The following is a 25,978-nucleotide window of genomic DNA, read 5'->3' as shown; positions in this document are numbered from 1 at the left end:
ATGTTTGATTTTCTCACATTTATTGAGAATAATTGACAGTATAATCTAATTTTCCTGAATGCGATAGCTTGCGCTGACTTGTCAGTTCACCTATTTTTATATTACAAAATCAAGTCCGTAATCTGGGATTTAAGTAGCTAGGCACAAATATTTAGCCTGTATTCCTTCCCTAACAATCAGTTGCTTGATAGAGCTTCTTCCCCTTGCCCAAAAAACTTAAGTGCCTGTTCTTTGGATTGCATGATGATTTCACCTAAAGCATCTTGCCGATTAATAGCTTGATAAAACCGGACTAAATCTTGAAATGTTGTATGGAACGCATAATATGCTTGTGTGCGAAATTCCATTGGTAACTTACTAGCGCCCATCATACCGGATGCACTGCTTTGGGCTTTGAGCAGGCAAGTTTCTGCTTTCATTACCTCTCCCACCGCCAAATGACAATTAGCAAGATTCTGACATGAAAGTACATAGATATGAATTGCCTCAGAATTACTTAAATGGGAAGTTGCTTCCTGCAATAATTCCTGTGCAACAGTCAATGCTTTTGGATAGCAAGCGATCGCATCGTGGTACAACTTTAATTGCATTTTACTGTTTCCTTCCTGGATGTGGTTTTTCCATACCTGATCGACTGCCTTGAGGTTTATCGGAGTGTTGCACATGGTAAGTAAGAATAAGAATCTGTTTGGTAAAACCTAAAAATCTTGATTCTTTGCTCCTTAGTATTTCTTTAAGGGCATCAATACTCACAATTTACAATAAATGCAAACTTTTATCAATAAATAGCAAGATTATAGACGAAGACACATAGGAAGAGTAATTAGTCATTCGTGACTAATTACTATTGACACAAACACGATAAGCGCAGCGGCGATCGCCATTTAAAATATGTTCGACTCGTTCAATGGTAAGTGTAGAACCAAGTAACCCGGTGAAGACTTGTAATTCTGAACTGCACAATTGGGGACATTTTCGGGCAGCAATGCAAATTGAACGTGATCGCTGATCAACCATCCAACCCCGACAACCAAGCATCCAAATCAGCCATACTGGTAAAATTAAGCAGCTTCAGGGGATAAACTGCAAGTTGCCAACCGCAGTATGTATTATGACCCAATTGAGTTGGTAGTAACGAGGCTCAACAGCTTATCTCTGCAATACTTGTACTGATTGCTTTAACTTGATACTCGTAATCGGGTATTTACTTGTCTCCTAATTTCGCCCATTCTTCAGGAAGCATATTGGCAATCAACTCGAAAGCACCTTTACCATCAGGCTTCACAACATAAGCCATACCCTGTGGATCTGGATAAATCCCTGTTGCGGCTTCAAACAAGTCATCATGACCGACAATTACAGTATTACTTCCTTTTGTTGGTATAGTTGTTAACATTGGTGTTAGCTGAGCTTTCATCTGAGCCGTTTGTTCAGGTGTATAGTCTTCAGCTTTGGGAAAGTTGAGGTCAGCATTTTTCTCGTATTTCCCGAAAGCTAAGTCTGCGGTCTGCCAAGCCCGACAATACTGACTAGAAATCACTTTATCGAAAGGAATGGTATATTTGCGAAACCCGAACCCAATCGCTTTAGCTTGTTCCCATCCCGCTTCACTGAGCATCCGTTGAGTTGAACAATCACCCATTACCGCTTTTACTTGGTCAGCATAATCTTTTTCTGTTTGGGCATGGCGAAAATAAATTACATGACCCCCTTGTTTTAAAGCATTCAGAAGGGCTTTGCCACTGAGTTTATCCTGAAAATCCGCATTGGCTTTTTCTCCCTCACTAATTTTTTCCTCACTTGCGACAGGTTGAGCAGTGGTTTCAGGTGCTTTTGTGTCACCACTTATTGGCTCGCTAGGAGTAGAATTACATCCAGCCAGAAGCGCGATCGCAGCGATAACAGATCCACTCACAACGACACTATATCTAGTTTGTAGCGATTTCAACATTTGATGTTTTAGAGATATTGCGAATATTTATTAATAATACGATAAATAAATACAATTACAAGAATTTTCAATACATATATGAAAGATTAAATAAATTAACTGTGCATCAGGTTATAAGCTAATGTGCAGCTAGATTGTATGAGAAGAGAATATCAAACTCTTGTAGTGCGGGCTGTTAGCCCGCTACTCAAATACAAATTAAATGCCTAGCAGCTTACTCACTCCAACTTCCTTCTTGTTTGTGAGAAATGCGGGTTTAGATGTATCCACAGCCCTTAATCAATTAAATCGTTCTTTAGAAGCTTATATTGACAACTCTGGCGTTGCTGAAAATATCTATGAAAATCATTTGGCGCGATTTTTAAAACCTTGGGAGACGTGATATAATTCCCTTCGGACACTTTCTGCCCGCAGGCTTTCGCGTGAACGCCCTCCACGTCTCTACATTTAAAATTCATACTTGGATTCAGCAACGCCACAATTTTACACCCTATTGCTGATACCGTTTCTGTATGAATATGCACGCTCACCACCTCCGGTGGGCTTTGCTTGTATAGCCCCAGGATGACCGTCTGAGGCTATACTAGTACAGCGGGCGCGTAAATAAATATACTACTGTAAATACTTAACCCGCTCTTAGACTATAAGTCCCTGTCTAATAGTGAAAGTCCTCTTAAGAGGACTAAAATTTATGTTTTAAATAGTATAGATATTTACGCCATATTGTACTAGTGTTAGATTTGAATTTTAACTGCATCTCCGGACTATTCTAATATTTTCTTCAACTGCTTACAAGTTTCTTCGATTTTATCAATACTACCAGGATTTACCAGTCCATAATAATCAAAAACATAAACTTGTTCCTTTTGAGTCGCTTTAAGTTTATTCCAGAAATTCTTTGATTTTAATTGTGTAATTACTCCTGCATTAGCAGGGTCTACTACTAATAATATTTCTGGATTTTGTTGCACTATTTTTTCTTCTGAAAGTGTGACATAACCTTGTCCTATAGATTCTCCCTGCAAATTTGCTGTTAAATTATTCGCATTAAATTTCGATAATAAATCTCCAGTCCAACTATTTTTATTGGGAGATAAAACTGGTTGACTGCTAACTAATACAAGAAGAGAATTATTATTTTTTGGTATATCATTTATAAATGAACTGTATTTTTCTAATAAAAGTGCTGGGTCTGTATTTATAGCTTGAGCGAGTTCTTGTGTATGTTTAATTAAAGCATCCCAACTGTTTGTTTCACTGGCTAAAGTTGTAATTCCTAAATCTTTTAATTTTTTAAAAGTTTGCTCATGAAATCCAACCGCACCAATCACTAAATCAGGTTTAAGAGCAACTATTTTTTCGATATTTGGAGGTGTTCTGCCTTCACTGACTGCTGGTAGTTTTGCAAAACGTTCATCTTTTCTGAGCAAACTACTACCGGGAATCCCAACTAGTTTTGTAGCATCAAGTCGGTGAATAATATCAGCAGATAATGATGTTAAAGCAACAACTCTTTTAGCATTTTCAATTTCAGGCTTAGAGACTTGATTTTCTTTTATTTGAGTTACATTAGTTGAAGATTCAGAACTATTTTTAGTAGTTGTAGAATTACAAGCTATTAAAAGGAAAGTTAATAAAATAGCAATAGTACGAGTTTTAGAAATATTATACATATTTATGATCATCAGATATTCTGCTATCAATTAGGTGAGTAGAAAAATTGATCGTTATGACAAGAGAGTAGGGTTGGGGGAATAGGAATAAGCTGTTCGGGTTGTTTACATTTTGTGACATAGAAATATTTATTTATGCCCACATACTTATATAAGAATCCATTTTGATTTTGCATAAGTTGTAGGGATTTTGACTGTTTACTGCTCCCTGTTCCCTACTCCCTACTCCCTTTATTACAAGTGTTTAACCGGACATGATATTACCAATTAAAAACTAAAATGCAACTTTCAAGCCAATCGTGGCATTGAAACCGGGTAATGTCCGACGTGCAATTTCTGGAGAATTATTTGTCAATCCCCTTACATCTTGCCAGCGCCAATATTTCTTGTCTAGTAGGTTAAATAAACCAACATTCAAAGAAACTTTATCGCTAAATTTATAGTACCCTAATAAGTCTAAATTAAAGTAACTATCAGGGATAAATAAATCAGTACCACTTTCAGCAGCACGTTGATTAGCTGCAACAAATGTAGTCACCAATTCGCTTCCCCAACGGTCTTCTGGTGCGCGATAACGCAGTCCAACAACTGCTTGAAATGGGTCTACAGTGTCCAAGGGTTGATCATTTTGTAAATTATTACCTTCAGCCCAAGCTAAACTACCAATTAAACTCAAGCCATATTTAGAAGGACTTAAACGATATTCAGCTTTTGCTTCTAAACCATAAATTTCTGCACCTTTAATATTTTGTGATTGGAATTGTTGGAAATCACGACCTCCGATAGATGTTACACCAACCAACTCTGTATCAATAAAGTTGTTGTAGCGGTTGTAAAACCCACTTAAACCAAAATCAAACTGAGAATAACTACCCTTAATTCCGATTTCATAACTGTCGCTAGTTTCAGGTTTTAAGTTATTATTGGGAAGAACTGTATAACCAAACAAGAAATTAGTAAAAGCGATATTTGCATCGTCGTAAGGAGGACTACGAAAACCACGGGCATATTGAGCGTATGTTGATAATTCTGGGGTTATTTTGTAGACAACTCCCAACTTAGGAGAAAAAGCAGAAGCATCAAAATCTTCTACTTGGTAATTACTGATATTTATATTCTGAAAATCTTGGTCTGGATTAGCTGTAAGTTTATAATAATCAAAGCTTAATCCCGGAATTAAGCTAAGACGACTATCAGCAAATTCAATTTCATTTTGTACATAAAGACGAAATCTTAAGGTTTCCGTGTCGGGAAAAGTTTTGTTGGGATAGGTTTCACCACTTACAAACTTGTTTATCGCACCTGTTCTTAAATCTGTTTCTGTCCTATCTCTTGGGCGGGAAGTATCGGTGTTAAATAGCTCTAAACCGTAAACTAAACGATGGTCTATTCTACCCGTTTGAAAATTGCTCTCAAACTGGATATCTCCACCAAAAACGCTTTGCTCAAAGCTATTGATATCTTCTCGTGAAGTTGTCGCTACAGCACCTCTACCGAGTAAGCTGTTAATTTCTTCGGAGGCTTGTGCATCCTGATAATAAACTTGCCATCTAAATTTCTGCAACCAGTCATTGTTAGGATTATCGTACTCCTGTCCTAAACTGATACGATAACGTTGGTTTTCATAGTTAGCAAAACTATCAAAAGTAGTTGTACCACGTGATGTTCCCAAACTGCTAAGTAAATTCGTATCGGATTTGCTATTAAATCTTTCTCCAGTCAACTTAAAAGTATTACTTTCGTTAGGTTTAAAAACTAATTTACCGATAAAGTTTAAATCCCTGTTATCTTGAGGGTCAACTATCGCAGTACCGTAATTTTTAAACTCGGAACCTGTAACGTTAGTTAAAGCGGCTGAAATCTGAAGTTTTCCATCCTCACTTTCCGCTGCAATCACTCCAGCTAATTTACGACTTTCATCGGTACTGTCATAAGTATATTTAACACTAGCATATGAGGGTCCATCGCTGTTCAATAGATAGTCATCAGGGTCTTTAGTGATAAATGAAACTGCACCCCCAATAGCATCACTTCCATAAAGAGTAGAAGCTGGACCGCGTATGATTTCGACTCGTTTGAGAGTTTCTAAATCAAAGTAATTGCGTGAAGTACTTGTAGGAGTGTAATTATCGGGGATGCGTATTCCATCCACTTGAATCAATACACGATTACCACCGATACCGCGAATGCTAAAGTCTTGATTCCCACGGTTACGACTATTTCTGACAGAAACCCCCGGTTCGTAGCGAATTAAATCTGCTAAATCGTTTATTAACTGTCTATCTACATCCTCTGATTGAATTACAGTAATGTTTCCAGGAGTATCTTTGACGGGGCGTTCACTCCTTGTCCCTGTAACAGTAATATCAATATCAGCTTCTTGTTTTTCTGTTTTTTGATCGGATTCCGCTTGGGCTAGAGTTTTACTTTCTTTGCTTTGCGGTTCCCGAAATAAATCTTGAGCATTAGTACTGAATTGTTCTACTTCCTCTAAATTTTTGATTTCGGGTGATGCAGATTCAGCCAGCGTCGCAGGTAAGATTCCTAAATTCAACAATACAAGATTGAAGAGCAATACGTACAAATTTTTGAGATTCATTTTTATCAAGACCTAATGGTAAGAATAGCTACAAACTTTTCAGCCACAGTCACCCGTCATGCTTTCGCTACAACAATCGTTATACTCTCTTCAGGACTTATACAGAAATATTTGCATTAAGAGAGTGGTGAATATTACTTTAGAGTTATTGAATAGATTTGTCAATAATTTTATAAGGTAAACAAAATATTTCTCAAAAGTAAAAAAACTAAAAAAAACTTGTAAATTCAGCAACAGCAAACTTACAAGTAAATGCTTTGATTAAGGATTAAGCAGCATCAATAGCGAATCGAGGCTATCTGCAATATGTAAAAATGCAAATATCCATGATGTTCTTAAATCCGGGAGCAAAAGTAAAGGTTAGGTTAATTAAGTGAGAATTATGTGCCGACTGCTGATGTCAACACAGAGTTTGTAAAAAAAAATGCCCTGATGTATAAAAAATATAATTTAATTGCAATTCTTTGTCAACTATTTTTTTGTATACTATACTAGTTCGCAAGACACACTTTTTGCACCATTCTCAACAAAACCCGTTTTGCTCTATATTCTTTCAGGCTGAGTCTGGGAACTAGTTTTTGGAGTTTACTCTTAGTGATGGGAGCAACTTGTGCATTCCGGTGAAGCAGATCAACTTGCGTCATTAAAAATTAATTATGCGTTGTTTATAGCTAACTCTTGAAAAACAGAGAATATTGCGAACTATTTACATTTTTGTCAAAAATTTTGATGATTTTTTGGTTTATTTAATTGATGGGTTGCGGGGATATGAAACTGAGAATAAATGTAGTCTGAGTAACTTGTTATTTACAGTGCTTAATATGTAATATCTATAAGTAAAACGGTCAATTTATTGATTTAGAAAATTTTGACCCTCTTTAAATTAAATGCTCACTTTTTTGGTATTTAATTGTTAATCCAGACATAACACATATTGAACAACTAGAATGAACAATGGTTAATTATTTAGCATATATTCCTCCTTCACTTTCACCAACTCAATTTAATTTGGTTTACAATGCCTTATCTTTATGCATCGCAGCGATGATTGGGGCAGCTCTATTTTTCTTTAATGCTAAGTCTTTAGTCGGTGATAAATATAAACCAGCCATATTAATTTCAGGTGTGGTTGTTAGTATCGCGGCTTATCACTATTTCCGGATTTTTAATAGTTGGGATGCGGCTTATACTCTAAAAGAAGGGGTGTATTTGACAACAGGTGAAGTGTTCAACGATGCTTACCGCTATGCTGATTGGATACTCACAGTACCACTGCTTTTAACTGAAGCGGTTGCAGTGTTAGCTCTCTCTAAAGAACTCGCAAAACCACTGTTAATTAAGTTGGTTTTAGCATCTGTATTAATGATTGCGACAGGATATCCTGGTGAAATTTCAGACAACGTAATTACTCGTATCGTCTGGGGAACTATTAGCACTATCCCCTTCGCCTACATTCTTTATTTACTGTGGATACAACTGGGTAAATCCCTCGAAAATCAGCCAGAACAAGTGAAAACATTGATTACACAGATGCGTTTGCTTTTGCTGTTATCTTGGGGTGTTTATCCAATTGCTTATCTGCTTCCTGAATTAGGCATTTTTGGTAGTCCAGCAGCAACTGTTGGTATTCAGATTGGATATACCATTGCCGATATATTAGCCAAACCCATATTTGGTCTATTGGTTTACTCAATTGCAAAAGTTAAAACTCAAGTTGATGCGACTGAGGCTGGAGTTGGCTTACCTATTAGTAGCGAAAACTAGTAATTTATTCTAGGCTGTTGGCTTAGTTAGATACTAATGTAGAATTACCAAGAACAATTCCTATTTAACATGGAATTCAACCCTGGAAGTCAGTTGCAGATTATTGACAATACTGTAACTGATTCTAGGGTTGTTAAGCTTTGGTAATAATGTTTTTTAGATTGGGTGTAAATAAGCAACAGTTTCTAACCTGTGAAACAAATAATTAATTGTTAGGACTTACGCAACCGGCACATTTTTCTTGTAGGGTGCTGTGACACTTTGATCAAGTTTGAACGTAGTAATAAGGTTTTTAGTGTCACGCACCAACCGGATATTGTGACAATTGCGTAAGCCCTGATTGTAATATTCAATACTTACTTCTATTTGTATTCAAGGAAAATAATGGATATTCTTTAGAGTATTATTTCATGATTAGTGATTTAATTACTACAAATTGAGAATTATTAGTGATAAGTTATTAGAGGAATGGTAAATTCAGATGATGATTCAAGTGATTATTAATATATTTTATTAATAAGGGGGTATGTTTTGCAGAGTGATGAGAATTTAGATAATAGTCCGGAAAAATCAGAATCTGAACAATGGGACAGATTTAAATTTTTTTGTGGAAATTCGACTGGCGAATTGAATCAGAATTCTAACTTGTCAGATTTTTTAGATTCTGATGATATTATTCCTCTTTCTGAGGCTAGAGCGGGTGATATTGTCTCAATTGTAGAACTACTTTCTATAGATTGTGCTGAAGATTTGCGAAATATGGGCTTAATTCCTGGGGCAGAAATTCAGATAATCAGTCGTACTACCACTGGTTCTGTCATTATTGTTTTGCAAAATCAACCTATAGGTTTGGGTAAAGATATGGCTAAGAGTATATTAGTGAGAAAAAATAGTGATAAAAATTAGTGATAAATATTGATTATATATAATATGCGCTAAGCAATTAATTGTTTTGATTTTGAACTAAAAACTAAAGCTAATAATATTAATTATCGTCCTTGGTGGAAATTGTGGAAATTAATTTAAAGTATAGCCTCAGACGCTCATCCTGGCGCTATACAAGCAAAGCTCACCGGAGGTGGTGAGCGTGCATATTCATACAGAAACGGTATTAGTCTTTTATACAAAATTCAAATAAGACTCCCATATAATAGAATTAAACAAAATGCATAAAGCTAATCAAAATATAATTAATAGTCGCTTAATTTTAGCTGTTGCAATATTAAGTATTGCCCTAATTCTAACTTTAGCGCTATCGATATCTCAAGGTGCAGTTGCGATGAGTTTATCAGATATTTGGCAAGCATTATTACATAAAGGCGATCCTCTTAAACAAACAATTCTTTGGGATTTGCGAATGCCGCGCATTCTTGCCTCTATGTTAGTAGGTGCAGCTTTAGGGATGTCTGGTGCATTATTACAGGGAATGTTGCGAAATTCACTCGCAGACCCATTTATTCTTGGTATTTCTGCGGGTGCGGGATTAGTTGCGATCGCGATGATTGTTTTGCAAATATGGACGGCATGGATTCCTCTTGCAGCATGGGCTGGAGCGATATTAACTGCGATTATAGTGATTTTTCTGGGTCGGGGACAAGGAGGAATTAGGGTTGAAAAATTAATACTAGGAGGAGTTGCGGTTAGTTCGTTGTTAGGTGCGCTTCAAAGTACATTGTTACTCTTAGCGGAGGATGGTAGGGTACAGCAAGCATTAAATTGGCTAATCGGTAGTTTGAACGGACGCGGTTGGAGTGAAGTGAAAATGGCTGCTCCCTATATGTTGATAGCATTAATTTCAGGATGTTTGTTAGCACGATGGGTAAATGTACTGGCTTTAGGAGATGATTTAGCAGTAGGTTTGGGAGTATCGTTAGTACGTAGTCGGATTTTAATTGGTGCAGTGGCGACACTTTTAGCGGCGGGTGCGGTGAGTATCGCTGGATTAATTGGTTTTGTCGGTTTAGTAGTTCCCCATGGAGTACGCTTGCTTGTAGGTAACGATTATCGTTTGTGTTTACCACTTTCAGCTTTGGGGGGTGCATGGTTGCTAACCTTTGCAGATTTACTGTCTCGTCTGGGAGCAGTAGAGTTACCTGTAGGTGCGGTGACAGCTTTACTCGGTTCTCCTCTATTTATTTGGTTATTGTATCGTGGTTCTGGAACAATCAACAGTTGACAGTTATCAGTGAACAAAGCCGTTTTTGATTTTAAGCAATAAATATTATGTCACTAAATGTTAATAATCTGACTGGTGGTTATTCTAAAAAAGCAATTGTTCGTAATATAAATTTTGATATTGCTCGTGGTGAGTGGTTGAGTTTAGTAGGTGCAAATGGTTCTGGTAAATCAACTTTGCTCAAGCTTATTAGTAGAATACTGGTACCACAAAAAGGAAGAATATTGTTAGATGGTAAAGCAATTCATCATCAAAGTGCCATAGAAGTAGCGCAAAAAATGGCATTATTACCGCAACAGCAAATCGTTCCTACGGGTTTAACTGTTTATCAATTAGTAGGTTTGGGACGTAATCCCCATCAAAATTGGTGGCAATGGGAATTAGATGCTCAAGATAGGGATAAAGTAGAGTCAGCAATTGATGCGGTTGGAATTGAAAAATTTAAAAATCGTCCGGTAGAGCGATTATCGGGTGGAGAGCGGCAAAGAGCTTTTTTAGCTTTAGCTTTAGCTCAAAATCCCCAAGTTTTATTATTAGATGAACCGACTACATATTTAGATTTACGTTATCAATTACAATTATTAGAATTGCTAAAAAAATTAAATTTAGAACAAGAATTAACAATTATCACCGTATTGCATGAATTGAATTTAGCAGCTAGATACAGCAATCGTTTAGCAATGCTATTAAACGGTGAAATTTGGGTTGATGGAGATACCGATACCGTGATAAATCCAGAAAATATTCGAGAAGTTTTTGGCTTAGAAACAGTCGTGATCGATACTCCTGTTGGTAAGCAAATTTGTCCTTTGAGAGCGATTTGATATCCGTTTATCTTTTGAGTTTAAATAATCGACAATAATAAAAAAGTATTAGGAGCCTTAATCTTTAACTCATAATTTTAGAGTTTCCAAATAAGGCTCGGATAAAACATTATCGATTTTATTAAAGTGAAGGAGTAACTTCGTTATCTTCTTCTTCTTCTTCTGTATCTTTGCTCATGTTCCCAGTGTTATATTGCTGAGATGCTTCATAATCTTTGTCAAAATCAACATTAGTAGGTTTTTCTTGTTCTTCACTAATAGCTTCTTTTGTTAATTCAGCATCTTGATTTGGTTGGCTATCAGTTTTTGGAACTTTTGCTTCTGTCATTTTAAATGTCCTATTTTTATTATGTTTTGATCTACAAACCTTATGATACAAAAATACCGACTCTTTTTAACCATTCTTACGGTGTAATTATTGTTTATATCTATAGGTGAATTTAATTTTGAAATCAAAATCAATAAACCATCCGAAAAGAAGATGCTCTATCTGAATTTCTCACAAGTAAGTGGTAAGCGTTGAGTGACGGATTGATTTTCCTACTCCTCACTCCAACTTGCTTCTTGTTTGTGAGAAATGCGGGTCTAACAGTTTTTTGGTGGTAAAATATTTTCACTAAAAAAATATAAATGAAATTAAAAATTAAAAATCAATTAACTTGTTTTTGATAAAAATTTTGGTCAAGTTAGAAATCTACCCTTGACCAAAATTTATATTTTATGTTTTAAAGCATTTAACTAAATTACTACTTATCACCTGTAATTTTTTCGAGAAAATTCTCTACTTTGTCTTCTACAGTTACAGCACTTTGACTGTTGGATGGATTATTCATATTTTCAGCGTTAGCAGCCCCTTGAACTTCGTTCAATCCTTTATTCGATTCTTCAATCACTCTTTTGTTTGAAGGAGCATTGTTTTCAGTTAATTCTTCAGTTTTTCGTTGAATCTCATTTAACTGCTCTGCTCCTTTGTTAGGAGAACTTTTAGAAGCACCAATTGCAGCAGCGGGTAGTGCGCTGGACAATAACAGCATTATACACATTAATGCTGTAACGACAAAACGCAATGGACGCACTGAGGTTAATTTAAAACGAGTAAAATTCATTGTATCTCCTCTAAGGTTACGAAACTTTTATTAATTGGGGATGAAATAACGTCTTCCCTATCAATTTTTCTAATTTACTATAAAACAATAAATCTAATAGTTGCATCAATCTTCAGAACAAACTTATTAGTTAATCAATTAAAAAAAATTACCCTTTAGACAGTTTTTTTTGAATTATTAATCATACTTTTGGTAGAAGAATTAATAAAGGTATTGACAGGTATCGGCAAGTATTTTATTAGCTAATTAATTATATAGTTATCAAAAAAAAATGAATTATTAAATTCTCCAAATTGACAGTCGTAAATTTACTTAATAAGTCAAATCTTTGGTTTATTTAAAGTTATATTAAGTCGGACTCAAATACATTTCCCTATGACTTGACATCTGCATAGTTTATTTGTACTATAGGGCTATGGGGAGTTTATAACTGGCAAGGTGTGCTGGTGTAAAGATATCGACAAATAAATAATATTTTTACGCCGCAAATGTAATCATCTGCTATGGAGTCACAAATGTGCGATGATGCGTTGTAATTTGTTGAATCCAGATTTACCTCTACGGCGTGCAGAGTGCTACTACTCGGAATCTTCAATCGTTTTTGCCTAGGGGATATGCTGTGAAACCTTTATTTTTCGTGTTAGTGAGAAGTCGGGTATTACAGATATTTCTAAAAATCCGACTTCTGTAGTTTAGAGTTCACATACTATTAGCAATATTTTTAATCAAAGTAAATCGTCATCTTTTGGATGAATGAAGATTTTATGGATATTAAAGGTAGGTATAAAGATGAAAAATGCTGTTGAAAACAAAATTAAGTTTATTATTTACAACTTTTTAGGTAAAGAGAAAGCTTACTATGTTGTAGATAAAATTAGTTTAGAAAATTTAAAATTATTAAGCAATTCCGCGACTAAAATCGAAGAATCTTTAGCGATAGATTATAGTTATCAAGTTTTTCTATCTGAAAGTCGAAGGAAAATTGAATGTACTGCGGGAATCTTAAAAATTGACGACTTGCAGCTAGAAGAGACGGGAATCATTTATAAGTATAAGCAGATTAATCAAGAGACTTACGCGCAGTTACAAATACCCGTTGAGCAAAATCATCAAGCAGTTTATGCATTCGTAAAAGCTAATTTAGTAGAAGGTAATTTAAACTTTGCAAAATATGTTTTGTTGAGTACTGGCAACAAAAATCTCATAGCAAAACATAGAAAAGCATTGATTAAATCCCAACTTTTGAAGTTTCAAAGTGATGTTGAGCTAGCAATATTTGATTCTGAAGAAATCCGTAGATCGCAATTTATTCATATGGAAACAAACAAGAAAATTTCGTTGTTAGAACTAATCAATATTTTGTCAGAGCATCGTCATCATATTATTATTAATCTCAAGGATTTGCGAGATAATTATCAATACAAAAGCGTTAAAAATTTGAGAGGCAGTAGAGATATAAACGGTAATTTAGTTGAACCTTGGCTGACGACAGAATATATCGATGATGGTGAATATGTGAGAATGGGTTGTTTTGAAATGAACCGGAATACTGCGGCGATAAATATGCTTATCACTCGTAAGGTAAAACTGATCAAAATTGAAGACAAAACGCCGATTATTGAAATTGCCGGTTTATTAGCTAATGATTTAAAAAGTTATAACAGTTATACAATAGTTAGTGATGGTGAGTTAAATATAAAATCACTAAAAGTAAAAATTAGTAGTAAGAAAACCTTTGATGTATTGAAACAAAAAGGTGTAATTGCAGATGAGATATTTGATTTTCGCTGTTGCTATACAATTGATTTAAATTTACCGTTAGTACCATTGGATGGTAAATACAGCAATATTGATGGTTTATTCGCTCAAATTGCAGAAATAAAAATCCTTGCGAGTATTATTTCCGCGCATTTAAAAGAAGAATCTGATACCTTTGTACCCGAACAATTGGATGAATTGAAAACGCATTATTTATCGCAGCATCTTTACCTCAACTTTCCTAAAATGAAAGCTAACGATACAATTGATAGGCGAGTTAGATATAAAATTGATATTGGTAGTAAAGATATTCTCAACTTAGGTAAACTGTATTCAGCAAATAAATTCTTGGAAAGAAGATATGAGGTTTACGATACCGAAACTGGGGAAATTTTCAGCAAACCTAGCTTTGAAATGACTTTGAGAGAAAATATAGCCGCTCGTCAAAAGTTACTTTCCCCTAGAATGAAAATTACCAAAGTCGATGAATTGATGAAACCGATTTTTGATGACTTTTTAGGTATTCAACATAACGGTAAAGTTGCAAGTATTTTAGCAAAAGTTGAGGAGGTTAATAACAAGGAATATTCTCACATTACAATTACAAAATTAGGAAAACAAGAAAGAATTACAGCATTAACCGCAGCAAAAATTAAATTAGATGAATATCTAGAAAACATTTACCGAGATAAAATTTCACCTTTAGTATTTTATGTCGGTTGCACCGGGCTTTTACCCGATGGTATGGAAGGGAAAGCAATGAATGCAATTCAACTTGCAGAGAAATACCCCAATTTGCATTTTTCTAAGGATGAGGAAAAAGGGTTATTTTTTGAAGTTGGTGAAAGTATTATTGGGGTTTATGAGAAGCTGGAGTATTACAGTAGGAAAGAGTTGGTAGAGGCTAAGTAAATTGAGTTAGTTAATGCTAATACCATTTATCAAGTAGAGACGTTGCACTGCAACGTCTCTATACTAGAAAACAAGTTAAACCCTATCTTCAAAAAATCTTTGTTTTTAGATAAATAATTATAAATATAGTCTATATAAAGTTGTTTTTAAATCAGTAATTTCACTGAGTAAAAGTTAAAATTGCTGATTTCAAGCTTTTAAAATAATCGTGTTTTGATGCTTAATGATTTAAGTTATACAACTAAAAATCGATGAAATTAGGTTTTTTTACTTATTAAATATAAAAAATCATCAAAACTTATTTAAAATTTAGGTTTTTAACTGTTCGTCTATTAAGCTTCAATTAAGTGCTTGTTCTGAAGAAATATCTGATTCAAGTGGTTAAGATTGCCTTAATCGTCTGAATAAGAAATTGATTTTTCCTTGGTTAAATATTTTTTTGATACCATTTAAATCAATAATTATTCCTAGGATTTATTTGAATATAAATTCGGACAAAAAATTTAATTTAAATTAGTCATAAACAGCCATGCGATTTTTTCTAGATATCGCTACCAATTCGTGTTGACTAATTAATTTTTTTAAGTCACGTCAAATATTTATCAGGATTTGTATCTTTCATTTTTGGAGTAGATGTAAATGAATAGCGATAACTTGGGTTTAAAATTTTCTAATTTAGATAGTGATAATCAGTCAACAATAGAAGAAGATAAACTGTTTTCATTGCAAGATTTGCTAGCAAGTCACAATCATGGCGATGATGAAGAACATGATCATGGTCATGATTATGCTGGTAGTACTTCTACTTTAAGTCAGAATAAAACTTTTGTATCTGCTAGCTTTATCAATCCTCCAACTTCAACAATAAATGTTAATTATCACGGCTTTTCTCAGGAAGCTCAAAACGCTTTTGAATATGTAGTAAATATCTGGGAAGGATGGATAAAATCGGACATTCCTATGCAAGTTAATGCTTACTGGGAAGATTTGAGTCCATATGGTTCTGGTATTCTGGGTGCGGCTTCACCATATAGTTTTACCAGAAATTTTTCGGGTGCAACCAAAGACAATACTTACTACCCCATCGCCTTAGCTAATCATTTAGCTGGTAAGGATTTAAACGGGGATAAACCCGAAATTGAAATTTACTTAAATAGTAATTTCTCTAAATGGTATCTTGGCACTGACGGTAATACTCCAACTAACCAGTACGATTTTACAACTGTTGTTTTGCATGAGTTTGTACACGGTTTCGGATTAACGGACTTTATATCCTACAACAGTGGAAAAGGTAGTTATGGAAACACAATTTTTGAAACCTTTGTAGTTAATGGGAATAATCAAAGTCTTAGTTCATTTCCTAATCACTCGGAAGAATTAGGAAAGCAATTAACTAGCAACAACTTATTTTTTAATGGTGTTAACGCAACAGAAGCAAATGGTGGCTTATATCCAAAATTATACGCACCTAGTACTTGGCAATATGGTTCAAGCGTAGCGCATCTTGACGAAAAAACATATCCTAAAGGTCATGTAGATTCTTTGATGACACCTTTATTTGTCTCAGGTGAAGCAATTCACAATCCTGGTGGGATTACTTTGGGAATTTTAGAGGATTTAGGTTGGGATATTAATCAAGTTAATACTGCACCTGCTGAGACTCAATCAACTCCAACTCAACAACCTGTTGAGAATAAATCTACCTCAGAGATGCCAACATTAAGCTTCGACTCTTTAAGCTCTTACGCAGATCAAGATAAGACTGGGATTTTGAATATTTCAAATGATGGTAAAGAATTTGAAATGCAAGGTAATTCTTGGAAAAAGCTATCTATTAATTACAATATCACCGTAGACACCATACTTGAATTTGAATATAACAGCACTGTTCAAGGAGAAATTCAAGGTATTGGTTTTGATATCGACAACAAATTAACAAGCACAGATGCTAAGAATATATTCCAACTAGCAGGAACTCAGAAAGGTTGGGGTATCCCTGGATTTGAATATCAAACTAACTCTGGTTGGAAATCTTATCAAATCCGTGTCGGTGACTATATAAGTGGTAACTTCAATTCTTTGGTATTTGCTAATGACCACGATGTCAGCAATGCTAATGCTCACAGTCAATATCGCAACTTGAGATTATATGAATATGGTCAAATTCCCACTGCTGAAACTCAACCGACTCCAACTCAAGAACAACCTGCTCAAACTCAACCTCAACCTACTCCAGAAATACCAACATTAAGCTTCAACTCTTTAGACTCTTATGCTGACCAAGATAAGACTGGAATTCTGAATATTTCGGATGATGGTAAAGAGTTTGAAATGCAAGGTAATTCTTGGAAACAACTATCTATTGATTACAATATCACCGTAGACACCATACTTGAATTTGAATATAACAGCACTGTTCAAGGAGAAATTCAAGGTATTGGTTTTGATGTTGACAACAAATTAACTAGTACAGATAGTAAAAATATATTCCAACTAGCAGGAACTCAGAAAGGTTGGGGTATTTCTGGATTTGAATATCAAACTAACTCTGGTTGGAAATCTTATCAAATCCGTGTCGGTGACTATATAAGTGGTCAATTCAATTATTTAGTATTTGCTAATGACCACGATGTCAGCAATGCTGATGCTCACAGTCAATATCGCAACTTGAGGTTATATGAATATGGTCAAATTCCCACTGCTGAAACTAAACCAGTCCCAGAAATACCAAGATTAAGCTTCGACTCTTTAGACTCTTATGCTGACCAAGATAAGACTGGAATTCTGAATATTTCGCATGATGGTAAAGAATTTGAAATGCAAGGTAATTCTTGGAAAAAACTATCTATCGATTACAATATTACCAAAGAAACCATACTTGAATTTGAATATAACAGCACTATTCAAGGAGAAATTCAAGGTATTGGCTTTGATGTTGACAACAAATTAACTAGCACAGATCGTAAAAATATATTCCAACTAGCAGGAACTGAGAAAGGTTGGGGTATCCCTGGATTTGAATATCAAACTAACTCTGGTTGGAAATCTTATCAAATCCGTGTCGGTGACTATATGAGTGGTCAATTCAATTATTTAGTATTTGCTAATGACCACGATGTTAGAAATGCTGATGCTCACAGTCAATTCCGTAATTTGAAATTATATGAATATAGTCAATACGCTCAAGCTGTAGCTCAGACAAACAATAATAAGTTAAGCATCGCTGAAAACCAAGAAAATTTAAATTCAGATGTTGTACTTTTTGTCAAAGATAGTACTAATAATTCCACTCTTTCTTCCTACGGTGGTCTAAATCAAGATAAAGGTACATTTACTATTTCTGATAATAGAACCGAAGTTGAACTTAAAGGTAACAGTTGGAAGAAGTTAGATATTAATAACTACAACGTTACCCAAAATACCGTTCTCAAATTTGAATTTCAAAGCAATGCCCAAGGAGAGATACAGGGTATTGGTTTTGATAATGACGATATTATCAGCGGTGGTGATGCTAAGCATTTATTCCAAGTTTCTGGAACTCAAGATTGGGGAATAGAAATTGAAGATAACTATACCCTTGGTTCTGGATGGAAAACCTATGAAATGAATGTTGGAGACTACTTTACAGGTAACTTTAATTATCTCACTTTAGCGTCCGACGATGATATTTCTAATTCAGTAGCACAAAGTCAGTTCCGCAATATTTCACTTTATGAAATGTAATTCATAATAAGGGTCTGATGAAAGGGTAGGGGATTACCCTGATAATCACAGAAGTCGGGTTTTTATGAGAATTAGAACCGTGTTACAGATATTCATATTCTAAAAACCCGACTTCTTACCTCACGTCTCATTAAGATTGCACTTTTTTCTTATTTCTTAAAAAGTTCCAATAGGGAGCGTCTCAGCTTTTTGTCCATAAATTCGTAGTTCGTAGTGCGAGCTTCTAGCTCGCTAGCCAATAGCGAGCTAGAAGCTCGCACTACAAATTACCCACCAAAATTAATAAAATTAACTACTAGTACTCCGCCACATTAATTTTGATGGGTAATAAATTTGTAGTGGGAGCGTCTCGCTCCCTGGTAGTAGCTAGCAACCTTTTCGGATCGCACTACCTCTACCCCTCAAAACTTGTGTGGTCAAGTACTAGTTTCAGATTTCTAATTACGGTAAACTGGGGAGTGAGTAGTAAATAATTATTTACCCTCGCTCCATCTGTCCTTATCTCTTATTTTACCTTTCAGAAGCACCAGCTAATAAACTTTCTTCGAGTTTCTTAAGCTCTGGTGTCAGCCGACCTCTAGGAATTTTCAAAAGTATGTGATTTTTAGCTTGAAAAGCTTTGACTAAATACTTGCAGGCTTTTTCTGGCTGTGCGTGTTCGCCGCAAGTAAACATATCGATCGCAATATAACCGATTTCAGGCCAAGTGTGAACCGAAACGTGAGATTCTGCTAAAAGCGCTAAAGCCGTCACTCCGTAGGGTTCAAACTGATAAGTTAGCTCTTTGAGTAAAGTCGAGTCAGCTTCTTTGACTCCTTCTTCCAACGCTTTTTTGATGAAATCAACATCGTTGAGCAAATCCTTGGGACATTCATACAGTTCCAAAATACAGTGGCTGCCCACTGGTACCAAAGGAGTATCTTTATCTAAGTATGATTGATCTGCCAATTTATTGTACCCTCTAATTAACCAAACAATTATTATATCACAAATATTTTATTAGGCAACAGTTATCACCGATTAAAACGGATGGAAGGGATTTCACAGATTTAATTACCAATTACCAATTACCAATTACCAATTACCAATTACCAATTACCAATTACGGTGTCGATTCTGGTACGGGTTCTTCTGTTGGTGTAGGAGTGGGTTCTGGTGTCGGTTCGGATGTGGGTTCGGATGTAGGTTCTGGTGTCGGTTCAGATGTGGGTTCGGATGTGGGTTCTGGTTCTACTGTGGGTTCCGGTGGTGGAGCCGCATTTTCTACTTGTAAACCCAGCCGATAATCTTCGGATTGCGATGATGTGGAGACGATGACGAATTCATAATACCCATTTTCGTCGAGAGTACCCGACCAAGAACGTCTTGTCGAATCTTCTAATAATACTGTTTTACCAGAAGGCGAATAGATAGACAATAATACCTTGGGAGAAGCCGTTAAATTGACTTCCATTTCTTGTCCTTTGCCGAGTTGAGCAATGAAGATTTTACCTTGCCGATTTCTAAAATTACCGCTTCTATTAACTCCCGTATCACCGCTGGCAAATTGCAGTTTCTCAAAGGCACTACGTGCAAGTACTGCATTTAGTTTATCAAATACGAATCCATGCCAAACTTGTCCTACAGGTTCGTTAATAAAATTTCTACTTTTTTGCTCAGGGAAATTACTGTAAAACGGTGCGTCAGCTAAGTCGTATACCGAACGGCTGCCAACATTAATATTATTCACCTGAACTTTCCAGCGATCGCGGTCTGCTGCGGTGAAGGTTCCGAGTCTACGACGAGCGTCGGAACTCAGTTGTGACATCTTGTCGAGCAATTCATTAGCTGTTTTATCCCATTGTTCGCGGAGTTCTGCATCTTGGGATTCGTCGCTCAAGGTGCGTCCATTTAAACTGGGATTTCGATTCCAAAATATTTGATTAACTAGTCTGACATAAAAGTTATAATCTATACCTAGTCGTTCTCGTTGTGATTTGAGTTTTTCTTTACGTTCTCTTTCTTCTGGAGAAAATTTCGGGTCAACTGGAGGCTCTGTTGATGTGGGCGTTACTGTCGGTGTGGAGTCTTCTCTAGATGTGATTTGAGATACTCCAAAGTACGTTACACCGCCTAAAGCGATTGTAGTTAAAAATATCGCGGCGATTTTTCCCGGTGTCAACCAAGTTGTAGATTTGGATTGAGGTTCGGGGAAACCGGGTGCTGCAAAACTAGGTGATTGTACAGCAGGTGCGACAGCAACAGTTTGTTCTGTTTGTTGCGGTGGTTGTAACTGGGGAGGTAGTGTTTGTAATACTGGATTATTATTTGTAAAAGCAGGGTTAAGCGCTTGTAAAACTTGATTGGCATTTTGATAGCGTTCCCTTGGTGCAGTAGACAGCATTTTATCTAACACTACCCCAAATGCGGGACTCAGATTAACTTCTCGCCGCCATTGCCATTGCAAGTTATAGTTATCAATTAATTCTGCTGGTTGTTTACCTGTAAGTAAAACGAGTACTGTTGCAGCCAATGCGTATAAATCACTGTGGGGTTCCACTAACCCAGTTTGCATTTGTTCTGGGGGAGCATAACCTACTTTTCCGAGTAAAGTTGGCATTGGGGTTGTAGGTGTACTACCCGGTGCATAATATTGGGAAGCTACCGTTGCGACTACTTGCTTTACACCACCAAAATCTATTAATACTGGCAACTGGTCACTTTTACGAAGAATCAAGTTATCTGGCGAAATATCGCGGTGAATTACACCTAGGGAATGAATATAATCTAATACTGGTAATATTTGCTGTAATAACTGCTTGACTTCTGTTTCACTAAATTTCATTCCTTGTTTGAGACGGTTATCTAGTAAGAAACGATAATTTTCTCCCTCTACATAATCTTGGACTAAAATTAAGTATTCTTTATGATTAATTTTTAAACGTAAAAGTTCGCGGAAGCGGGGTATTTGAGGGTGTTGCAGTTTGTAAAGAACGCTTGCTTCTCGTTCAAAAAGTTGTTCCGATTTTTGCAAAACGTATTCGGTTTGAACTTGGGGAGAAAATTCTTTTAAAACGCAAAGTTCGCGAAAACGGTTGACATCTTCTGCTAAATAAGTTCGTCCAAATCCTCCCTGTCCCAGTTGACGTACTATTAAATAACGTTCACCCAAAGTTTGCCCTGGTTGTATACTTTGACTCATTGGAGAATCATGCAACATTTCGCCGCAGTGTAGACAAAAGCGGCTTCCAGGTGGATTTTCATGTCCTTTCGAGCATTTAATAAATGTCATGGGAGAGGTAGGAGTTAGGAGTTGGGAGTTAGGAATTGTAGAGACGGGGCGTATTGCTACGTCTGTACGGGAGTTAGGAGTTAGGAGTTAAGAGTTAGGAATTGGGATTTATGAACAGATTAAGTTTTTCTAATCGCTACCGATAAAATAAGACTACACTTGTATTAGCACAGCTTAGATATTTAGTAAATTACACTTGATTATTGAATCTTAAATATTAACTTCCTCGTTTGCTAACTTCTTCATTACCCAACGCATACCAAATTTGACCAAAGGTTTGCTGTGTTAGGTTCCCCTGTCTTTCTCCAGGAAACAATTGATCGAATTTACGGTTGGTATCTCTATTTAAATCTTCAATAGTATAATTACCGAATTCTCCTGCTTGCGATCGCCGTTCCCAACTTTGATAATCTTGTCCAGTATAGCCTCCTAATTTTTGGCGAGTTTCCTTACTGAGATTAGCTTTTTCTAGCTTATCGAGCAAGTCTTGGGCAATACTGTACCACTTCTTCCGTAAAGCTTCATCTTCTGGACTGTTGGTTAAAGTACGTCCGCGAGCTTGGGGATTTTGGGTATAAAATATTTGATTTACCGTATTATTAAAAAATAATTCGGGAATTTCTAACCCCTGACGACGCTGGATAATTTTTTCAATATTGTTTGTTTCACCGCGACTTAATCCTGTATTGGTATTATTATCATTTCCCGGAAAATCAGGTAGTTCAACTGATGGTAATTGTGGTAAAGAAACTGCGGGAAGAGAAAAGGAAGTGACAGCATTAATAACTCCATTAATTACAGCCCAAGTACCCGCAAAAACTAAAACCACAACACTTGTACTTACCAAACTGACGAAAAAAGGACGCAACCAAATCGGTAAATGGATTGCAGTTGCAAAAGCGTTAGTTTTGTTGTGAAATTTAGTTGCGATCGCACCAGCATTTTTGCGTCCCGGAGCCACCACCATTGTATTAATCTTAGTGATATAAGGATTTACACTTTTAGGTGAAGCAGAAGCCGCATAAGTGGGAGCAGAAGTCGGAAGATTAGAAACGGGAGTCGAAGACTGTAAATCTTTTAAAACTTGTTCGGCATTTTGGTATCTGTCGCTGGGTTTATAAGCAAGCATCCTTTTCAAAACTGCTTCAAAATTCGGACTAACTTTAATTTTTTCTCCCCAACGCCAATTTCCTTGATAACTATCGTATAATTTTTGTGGTTCTTCTCCGGCAAGTAATACCAAAGCAGTTACCGCTAAGGAATACAAATCGCTACTGTGAAACGCTTTACCCTGACGTAATTGCTCTTCAGGGGCGTAACCTTTTTTACCCAACAAAGTCCGATTTGCGGGTAATTGCGTAAACCATAATCCTTGAGAAGCCGGTAATTGCTTTACACCACCAAAATCAATTAAAACTGGTACATTATCACTCTTCCGCAAAATTAAATTATCCGGTGAAATGTCGCGGTGAACTACATCTTTAGAATGGATGTAATTTAATACTGGTAAAATTTGTGTTAATAAGTGAAATACTTTTTCTTCACTAAAACATAGTCCTTGATCGAGAGATTTTTCTAATAAATCCTGATAATTTTCACCTTCAACATAATCTTGCACTAAAAAGAAAAAATCTTTATTGCGTAATTTTACCTGTAATGAACAGTGTAAACGGGGAATTTGCGGATGTTGCAACTGTTTGAGGACATTTGCTTCTCTTTCAAACAACTCTTTGGCTTTTTGTAAATCCTTATCTTCTTCAACTTGGGGTGCAAACTCCTTGAGAACACAGATTTTATCTGACTGCTGCATATCCTCAGCCAAATAAGTACGTCCAAAACCTCCTTGTCCAAGTTGTCGTACAATTTTATAGCGGTCAATAATGATTTCCGCAGAAGGAAGAGGCAAAGGTTCGCCGCATATAGTACAAAAGCGGTTATGTGGAGAGTTTACGTGGTTTTTAGTGCAATAAACCTGCATGATGCCCAAAATTTAAAGGGGTTTTTGTTAATAACTACAATGCATTCAGAGCAATTTACGTATAATTTCTAATTGGGAATGGGTAATTGGTAATTGGTAATTGGGAATGGGTAATTGGTAATTCCCAATTCCAGGTTATAATAATTCGTTTTTTTAACGACAACAAGCGCTATGAACTACGAAAATCAAAGTCAACGTGCAATTCAAGGATTTAAGGACTTTTTAGATACTCCTTTGGAAACTGTGTTACAACAGCATCTTGATAAGAATCCCGCTGCGGAAATAATCAAGTTATTTCAGGATGTCGCGACAAATGTACCGGCTTATCAAGCTTTTTTGAAAGAACAGCAAATTAATCCCGATACTATTCAAAGTTTTGATGATTTTCAAAAATTACCACCACTTACTAAAGATAATTACCTCAAATGCTATCCCTTAGCTGATTTCTGCCGTGACGGGAAAATAGCAAGTTGTGATACAATTGCTGCCTCATCAGGTTCAACAGGTAAACCTACCTTTTGGCTACGTTTCTTTACGGATGAGTTACAAATTGCTACTCGGTTTGAACAGATATTTTACGATAGTTTTTCTGCGGATACCAAGTCTACTTTAGCTGTCGTTTGCTTTGCTTTGGGTACCTGGGTGGGAGGAATGTTCACCACTAATTGCTGTCGCTATCTTTCTAGTAAAGGTTATCCCGTTACCGTAATTTCACCTGGTACAAATAAAGCGGAAATTTTAAGAGTAGTATCGGAATTAAGTCCCAATTTTGAACAAACTGTTTTATTAGGATATCCACCTTTTCTCAAAGATGTTATTGATACGGGTATTGCTAATAGTATTGAATGGCAGCAATATAATATCAAATTCGTGATGGCGGGTGAAGTATTTAGCGAAGAATGGCGAAATTTAGTCGGGGAAAGAGTAGGTTCTCAAAACCCCTGTGATGATTTTGCATCGCTTTATGGTACGGCTGATGCGGGTGTTTTGGGTAATGAAACACCGTTAAGTATTTGTATACGGCAGTTTTTAGCAAAAAATCCGGAAACTGCGCGTAATTTATTTGGAGAATCCCGTTTACCTACTTTAGTTCAGTATGACCCTATGAATCGCTTTTTTGAAGTCATACCAAATTCAACGGATTCTAATTCTGTTAACCTCAACAAAGGAATTTCTAGAGGTACGCTATTATTTTCTGGAGATAATGGAATTCCCTTGGTGCGTTACAATATTTTAGATAATGGGGGAATAATTACTTATGATGCAATGTTGGAATTTCTAGCAGAGCATGGATTTAGCCCTATAAAAGCATTATCAAACCAAAGAGGTATTCGTAATTTACCTTTTGTTTTCGTTTTTGGACGTTCCAACTTTACAATTTCTTACTTTGGTGCGAATATCTACCCGGAAAATATCAAAGTTGGATTAGAACAACCTTTAATCAGCGACTGGGTAACTGGTAAATTTGTGATGCAAATACAAGAAGATGCCGATAAAAATAGTTTTTTATCTGTAATTGTAGAATTAGCACCTCAAGTTGAAGCCAGTGAAGAGAAAAAACAAACTGTAGCGGATTCTATTCTCACTCAACTTAAAAGACTTAACAGCGAGTTTGCAAATTACGTTCCCTCAGAATATCAAACACCGCGAGTGGAATTATTACCAATGGGAGAATCGGAATACTTTCCTCAAGGTGTTAAACATCGATATACACGAAAATAGAGTAATCACAGAAGTCGGGTTTATTAAAGAAACCCGACTTCTAAGTCTTTAGACTTCTAAGTCTGGAATTACCAGCCAGCGTCAGCTTTTGATAAAACGTAAGCAGCTACATCTTGAATTTGTGCATCACTTAAACGTCCCTTAAAAGCAGGCATAGCATTCTTACCCTTGGTAACTTGGTTAGTAATGGCTTCTATGGAATGCATTTCATACTTTTCCAAATCGGCTTTGCTCAGGCTCTTATTTGCTTGAACCAAATTTCTACCACCTGCATGGCAAGAAGCGCAATTAGCATTAAATATAGTACCACCAGCAGCTGCATCTGCTAAAGCAGGACGAGTAAAAACAAAATTGAAAATTGCTACACCGAGTAACAATATCGAAACAATCTTTTTCATTACGTGTTCTCTCTACAAGTCAAGGGCGATCGCATAAAATATCCCTATGATTTATTCTCCGACTCACACGTTATATCGTCAAATGACAGGCTGTCATAGTTGAGAGGGAGATGGGGAGATGGG

Annotated in this window: 19 protein-coding genes; 8 read left to right on the top strand and 11 right to left on the bottom strand. The window is 36.0% G+C overall.

The features are described 5' to 3' along the window. Positions 1 to 176: 176 nt before the first annotated feature. From IQ247_RS13245 to IQ247_RS13235, 3 genes are all read right to left on the bottom strand, one after another. Positions 177 to 665 carry a DUF2753 family protein gene (locus IQ247_RS13245; protein ID WP_511023007.1) on the bottom strand — a complete coding sequence of 163 codons (489 nt, stop codon included), beginning with the start codon at positions 663 to 665 and terminating at the stop codon, positions 177 to 179. A gap of 172 nt (positions 666 to 837) precedes the next feature. Beyond that, positions 838 to 1,038 carry a helix-turn-helix domain-containing protein gene (locus IQ247_RS13240; RefSeq protein WP_228059716.1) on the bottom strand — a complete coding sequence of 67 codons (201 nt, stop codon included), beginning with the start codon at positions 1,036 to 1,038 and terminating at the stop codon, positions 838 to 840. A gap of 166 nt (positions 1,039 to 1,204) precedes the next feature. Then, the gene (locus tag IQ247_RS13235) at positions 1,205 to 1,915 is read right to left on the bottom strand and encodes a histidine phosphatase family protein (RefSeq protein ID WP_322745499.1); all 711 of its coding nucleotides are present in this window, start codon (positions 1,913 to 1,915) and stop codon (positions 1,205 to 1,207) included. A gap of 238 nt (positions 1,916 to 2,153) precedes the next feature. Between IQ247_RS13235 and IQ247_RS13230 the strand changes: the two genes are divergently transcribed. After that, positions 2,154 to 2,333, top strand: coding sequence for a hypothetical protein (locus IQ247_RS13230; RefSeq protein ID WP_193920670.1), 180 nt, complete (start codon positions 2,154 to 2,156; stop codon positions 2,331 to 2,333). Positions 2,334 to 2,715: 382 nt separating this feature from the next. On the opposite strand, the gene IQ247_RS13225 is transcribed toward IQ247_RS13230, so the two are convergent. Beyond that, entirely contained in the window at positions 2,716 to 3,654 is a 939-nt protein-coding gene (locus IQ247_RS13225; RefSeq protein ID WP_228059715.1) for an ABC transporter substrate-binding protein, read from the bottom strand. A 244-nt stretch (positions 3,655 to 3,898) separates the two neighbouring features. Next, positions 3,899 to 6,223, bottom strand: coding sequence for a TonB-dependent hemoglobin/transferrin/lactoferrin family receptor (locus IQ247_RS13220; RefSeq protein WP_193920668.1), 2,325 nt, complete (start codon positions 6,221 to 6,223; stop codon positions 3,899 to 3,901). Positions 6,224 to 7,177: 954 nt separating this feature from the next. Here IQ247_RS13220 and IQ247_RS13215 point away from each other — a divergent pair. The 4 genes from IQ247_RS13215 to IQ247_RS13200 all read left to right on the top strand — a co-directional run bounded on the left by IQ247_RS13215 (position 7,178) and on the right by IQ247_RS13200 (position 10,987). Continuing rightward, positions 7,178 to 7,987: a bacteriorhodopsin-like gene (locus IQ247_RS13215; protein WP_193920665.1), complete on the top strand. Its 810-nt coding sequence runs from the start codon at positions 7,178 to 7,180 to the stop codon at positions 7,985 to 7,987. 531 nt (positions 7,988 to 8,518) lie between these two features. Beyond that, the gene (locus IQ247_RS13210; RefSeq protein WP_193920663.1) at positions 8,519 to 8,893 is read left to right on the top strand and encodes a FeoA family protein; all 375 of its coding nucleotides are present in this window, start codon (positions 8,519 to 8,521) and stop codon (positions 8,891 to 8,893) included. A gap of 259 nt (positions 8,894 to 9,152) precedes the next feature. Continuing rightward, positions 9,153 to 10,163 carry a FecCD family ABC transporter permease gene (locus IQ247_RS13205; RefSeq protein ID WP_193920661.1) on the top strand — a complete coding sequence of 337 codons (1,011 nt, stop codon included), beginning with the start codon at positions 9,153 to 9,155 and terminating at the stop codon, positions 10,161 to 10,163. Between the two features lie 47 nt (positions 10,164 to 10,210). Next, the gene (locus IQ247_RS13200; protein WP_193920659.1) at positions 10,211 to 10,987 is read left to right on the top strand and encodes an ABC transporter ATP-binding protein; all 777 of its coding nucleotides are present in this window, start codon (positions 10,211 to 10,213) and stop codon (positions 10,985 to 10,987) included. A gap of 121 nt (positions 10,988 to 11,108) precedes the next feature. On the opposite strand, the gene IQ247_RS13195 is transcribed toward IQ247_RS13200, so the two are convergent. Beyond that, the gene (locus IQ247_RS13195) at positions 11,109 to 11,315 is read right to left on the bottom strand and encodes a hypothetical protein (protein WP_193920657.1); all 207 of its coding nucleotides are present in this window, start codon (positions 11,313 to 11,315) and stop codon (positions 11,109 to 11,111) included. 418 nt (positions 11,316 to 11,733) lie between these two features. Next, entirely contained in the window at positions 11,734 to 12,093 is a 360-nt protein-coding gene (locus IQ247_RS13190; RefSeq protein WP_193920655.1) for a hypothetical protein, read from the bottom strand. A 789-nt stretch (positions 12,094 to 12,882) separates the two neighbouring features. Here IQ247_RS13190 and IQ247_RS13185 point away from each other — a divergent pair. Both IQ247_RS13185 and IQ247_RS13180 read left to right on the top strand, forming a co-directional pair. Further along, a complete protein-coding gene (locus tag IQ247_RS13185; RefSeq protein ID WP_193920653.1) occupies positions 12,883 to 14,763 on the top strand; it encodes a hypothetical protein in 1,881 nt (626 codons plus the stop codon). Positions 14,764 to 15,402: 639 nt separating this feature from the next. Next, positions 15,403 to 18,486, top strand: a complete 3,084-nt coding sequence (locus IQ247_RS13180) for a hypothetical protein (protein WP_193920651.1) — start codon at positions 15,403 to 15,405, stop codon at positions 18,484 to 18,486. 510 nt (positions 18,487 to 18,996) lie between these two features. Here IQ247_RS13180 and speD read toward each other — a convergent pair. From speD to IQ247_RS13165, 3 genes are all read right to left on the bottom strand, one after another. Next, complete coding sequence (speD, locus tag IQ247_RS13175) at positions 18,997 to 19,434, bottom strand: adenosylmethionine decarboxylase (RefSeq protein ID WP_193920648.1); 438 nt, start codon at positions 19,432 to 19,434, stop codon at positions 18,997 to 18,999. A gap of 154 nt (positions 19,435 to 19,588) precedes the next feature. Further along, positions 19,589 to 21,757 carry a serine/threonine-protein kinase gene (locus tag IQ247_RS13170; protein ID WP_193920646.1) on the bottom strand — a complete coding sequence of 723 codons (2,169 nt, stop codon included), beginning with the start codon at positions 21,755 to 21,757 and terminating at the stop codon, positions 19,589 to 19,591. A gap of 217 nt (positions 21,758 to 21,974) precedes the next feature. After that, positions 21,975 to 23,663 carry a serine/threonine-protein kinase gene (locus IQ247_RS13165; protein WP_228059714.1) on the bottom strand — a complete coding sequence of 563 codons (1,689 nt, stop codon included), beginning with the start codon at positions 23,661 to 23,663 and terminating at the stop codon, positions 21,975 to 21,977. 243 nt (positions 23,664 to 23,906) lie between these two features. Between IQ247_RS13165 and IQ247_RS13160 the strand changes: the two genes are divergently transcribed. Further along, positions 23,907 to 25,457, top strand: coding sequence for a phenylacetate--CoA ligase family protein (locus IQ247_RS13160; protein ID WP_193920642.1), 1,551 nt, complete (start codon positions 23,907 to 23,909; stop codon positions 25,455 to 25,457). Between the two features lie 68 nt (positions 25,458 to 25,525). Here the strand turns inward: IQ247_RS13160 and petJ are convergent, their stop codons facing one another. Further along, a complete protein-coding gene (gene petJ, locus IQ247_RS13155) occupies positions 25,526 to 25,855 on the bottom strand; it encodes a cytochrome c6 PetJ (RefSeq protein WP_193920640.1) in 330 nt (109 codons plus the stop codon). Between the last annotated feature and the right edge of the window lie 123 nt (positions 25,856 to 25,978).

The organism is Plectonema cf. radiosum LEGE 06105 (genome assembly GCF_015207665.1).
Taxonomy (GTDB): domain Bacteria; phylum Cyanobacteriota; class Cyanobacteriia; order Cyanobacteriales; family Nostocaceae; genus Rivularia; species Rivularia radiosa_A.
Note: the sequence above shows the minus strand (reverse complement) of the source record. Positions and strands in the feature narration are given on the sequence as shown.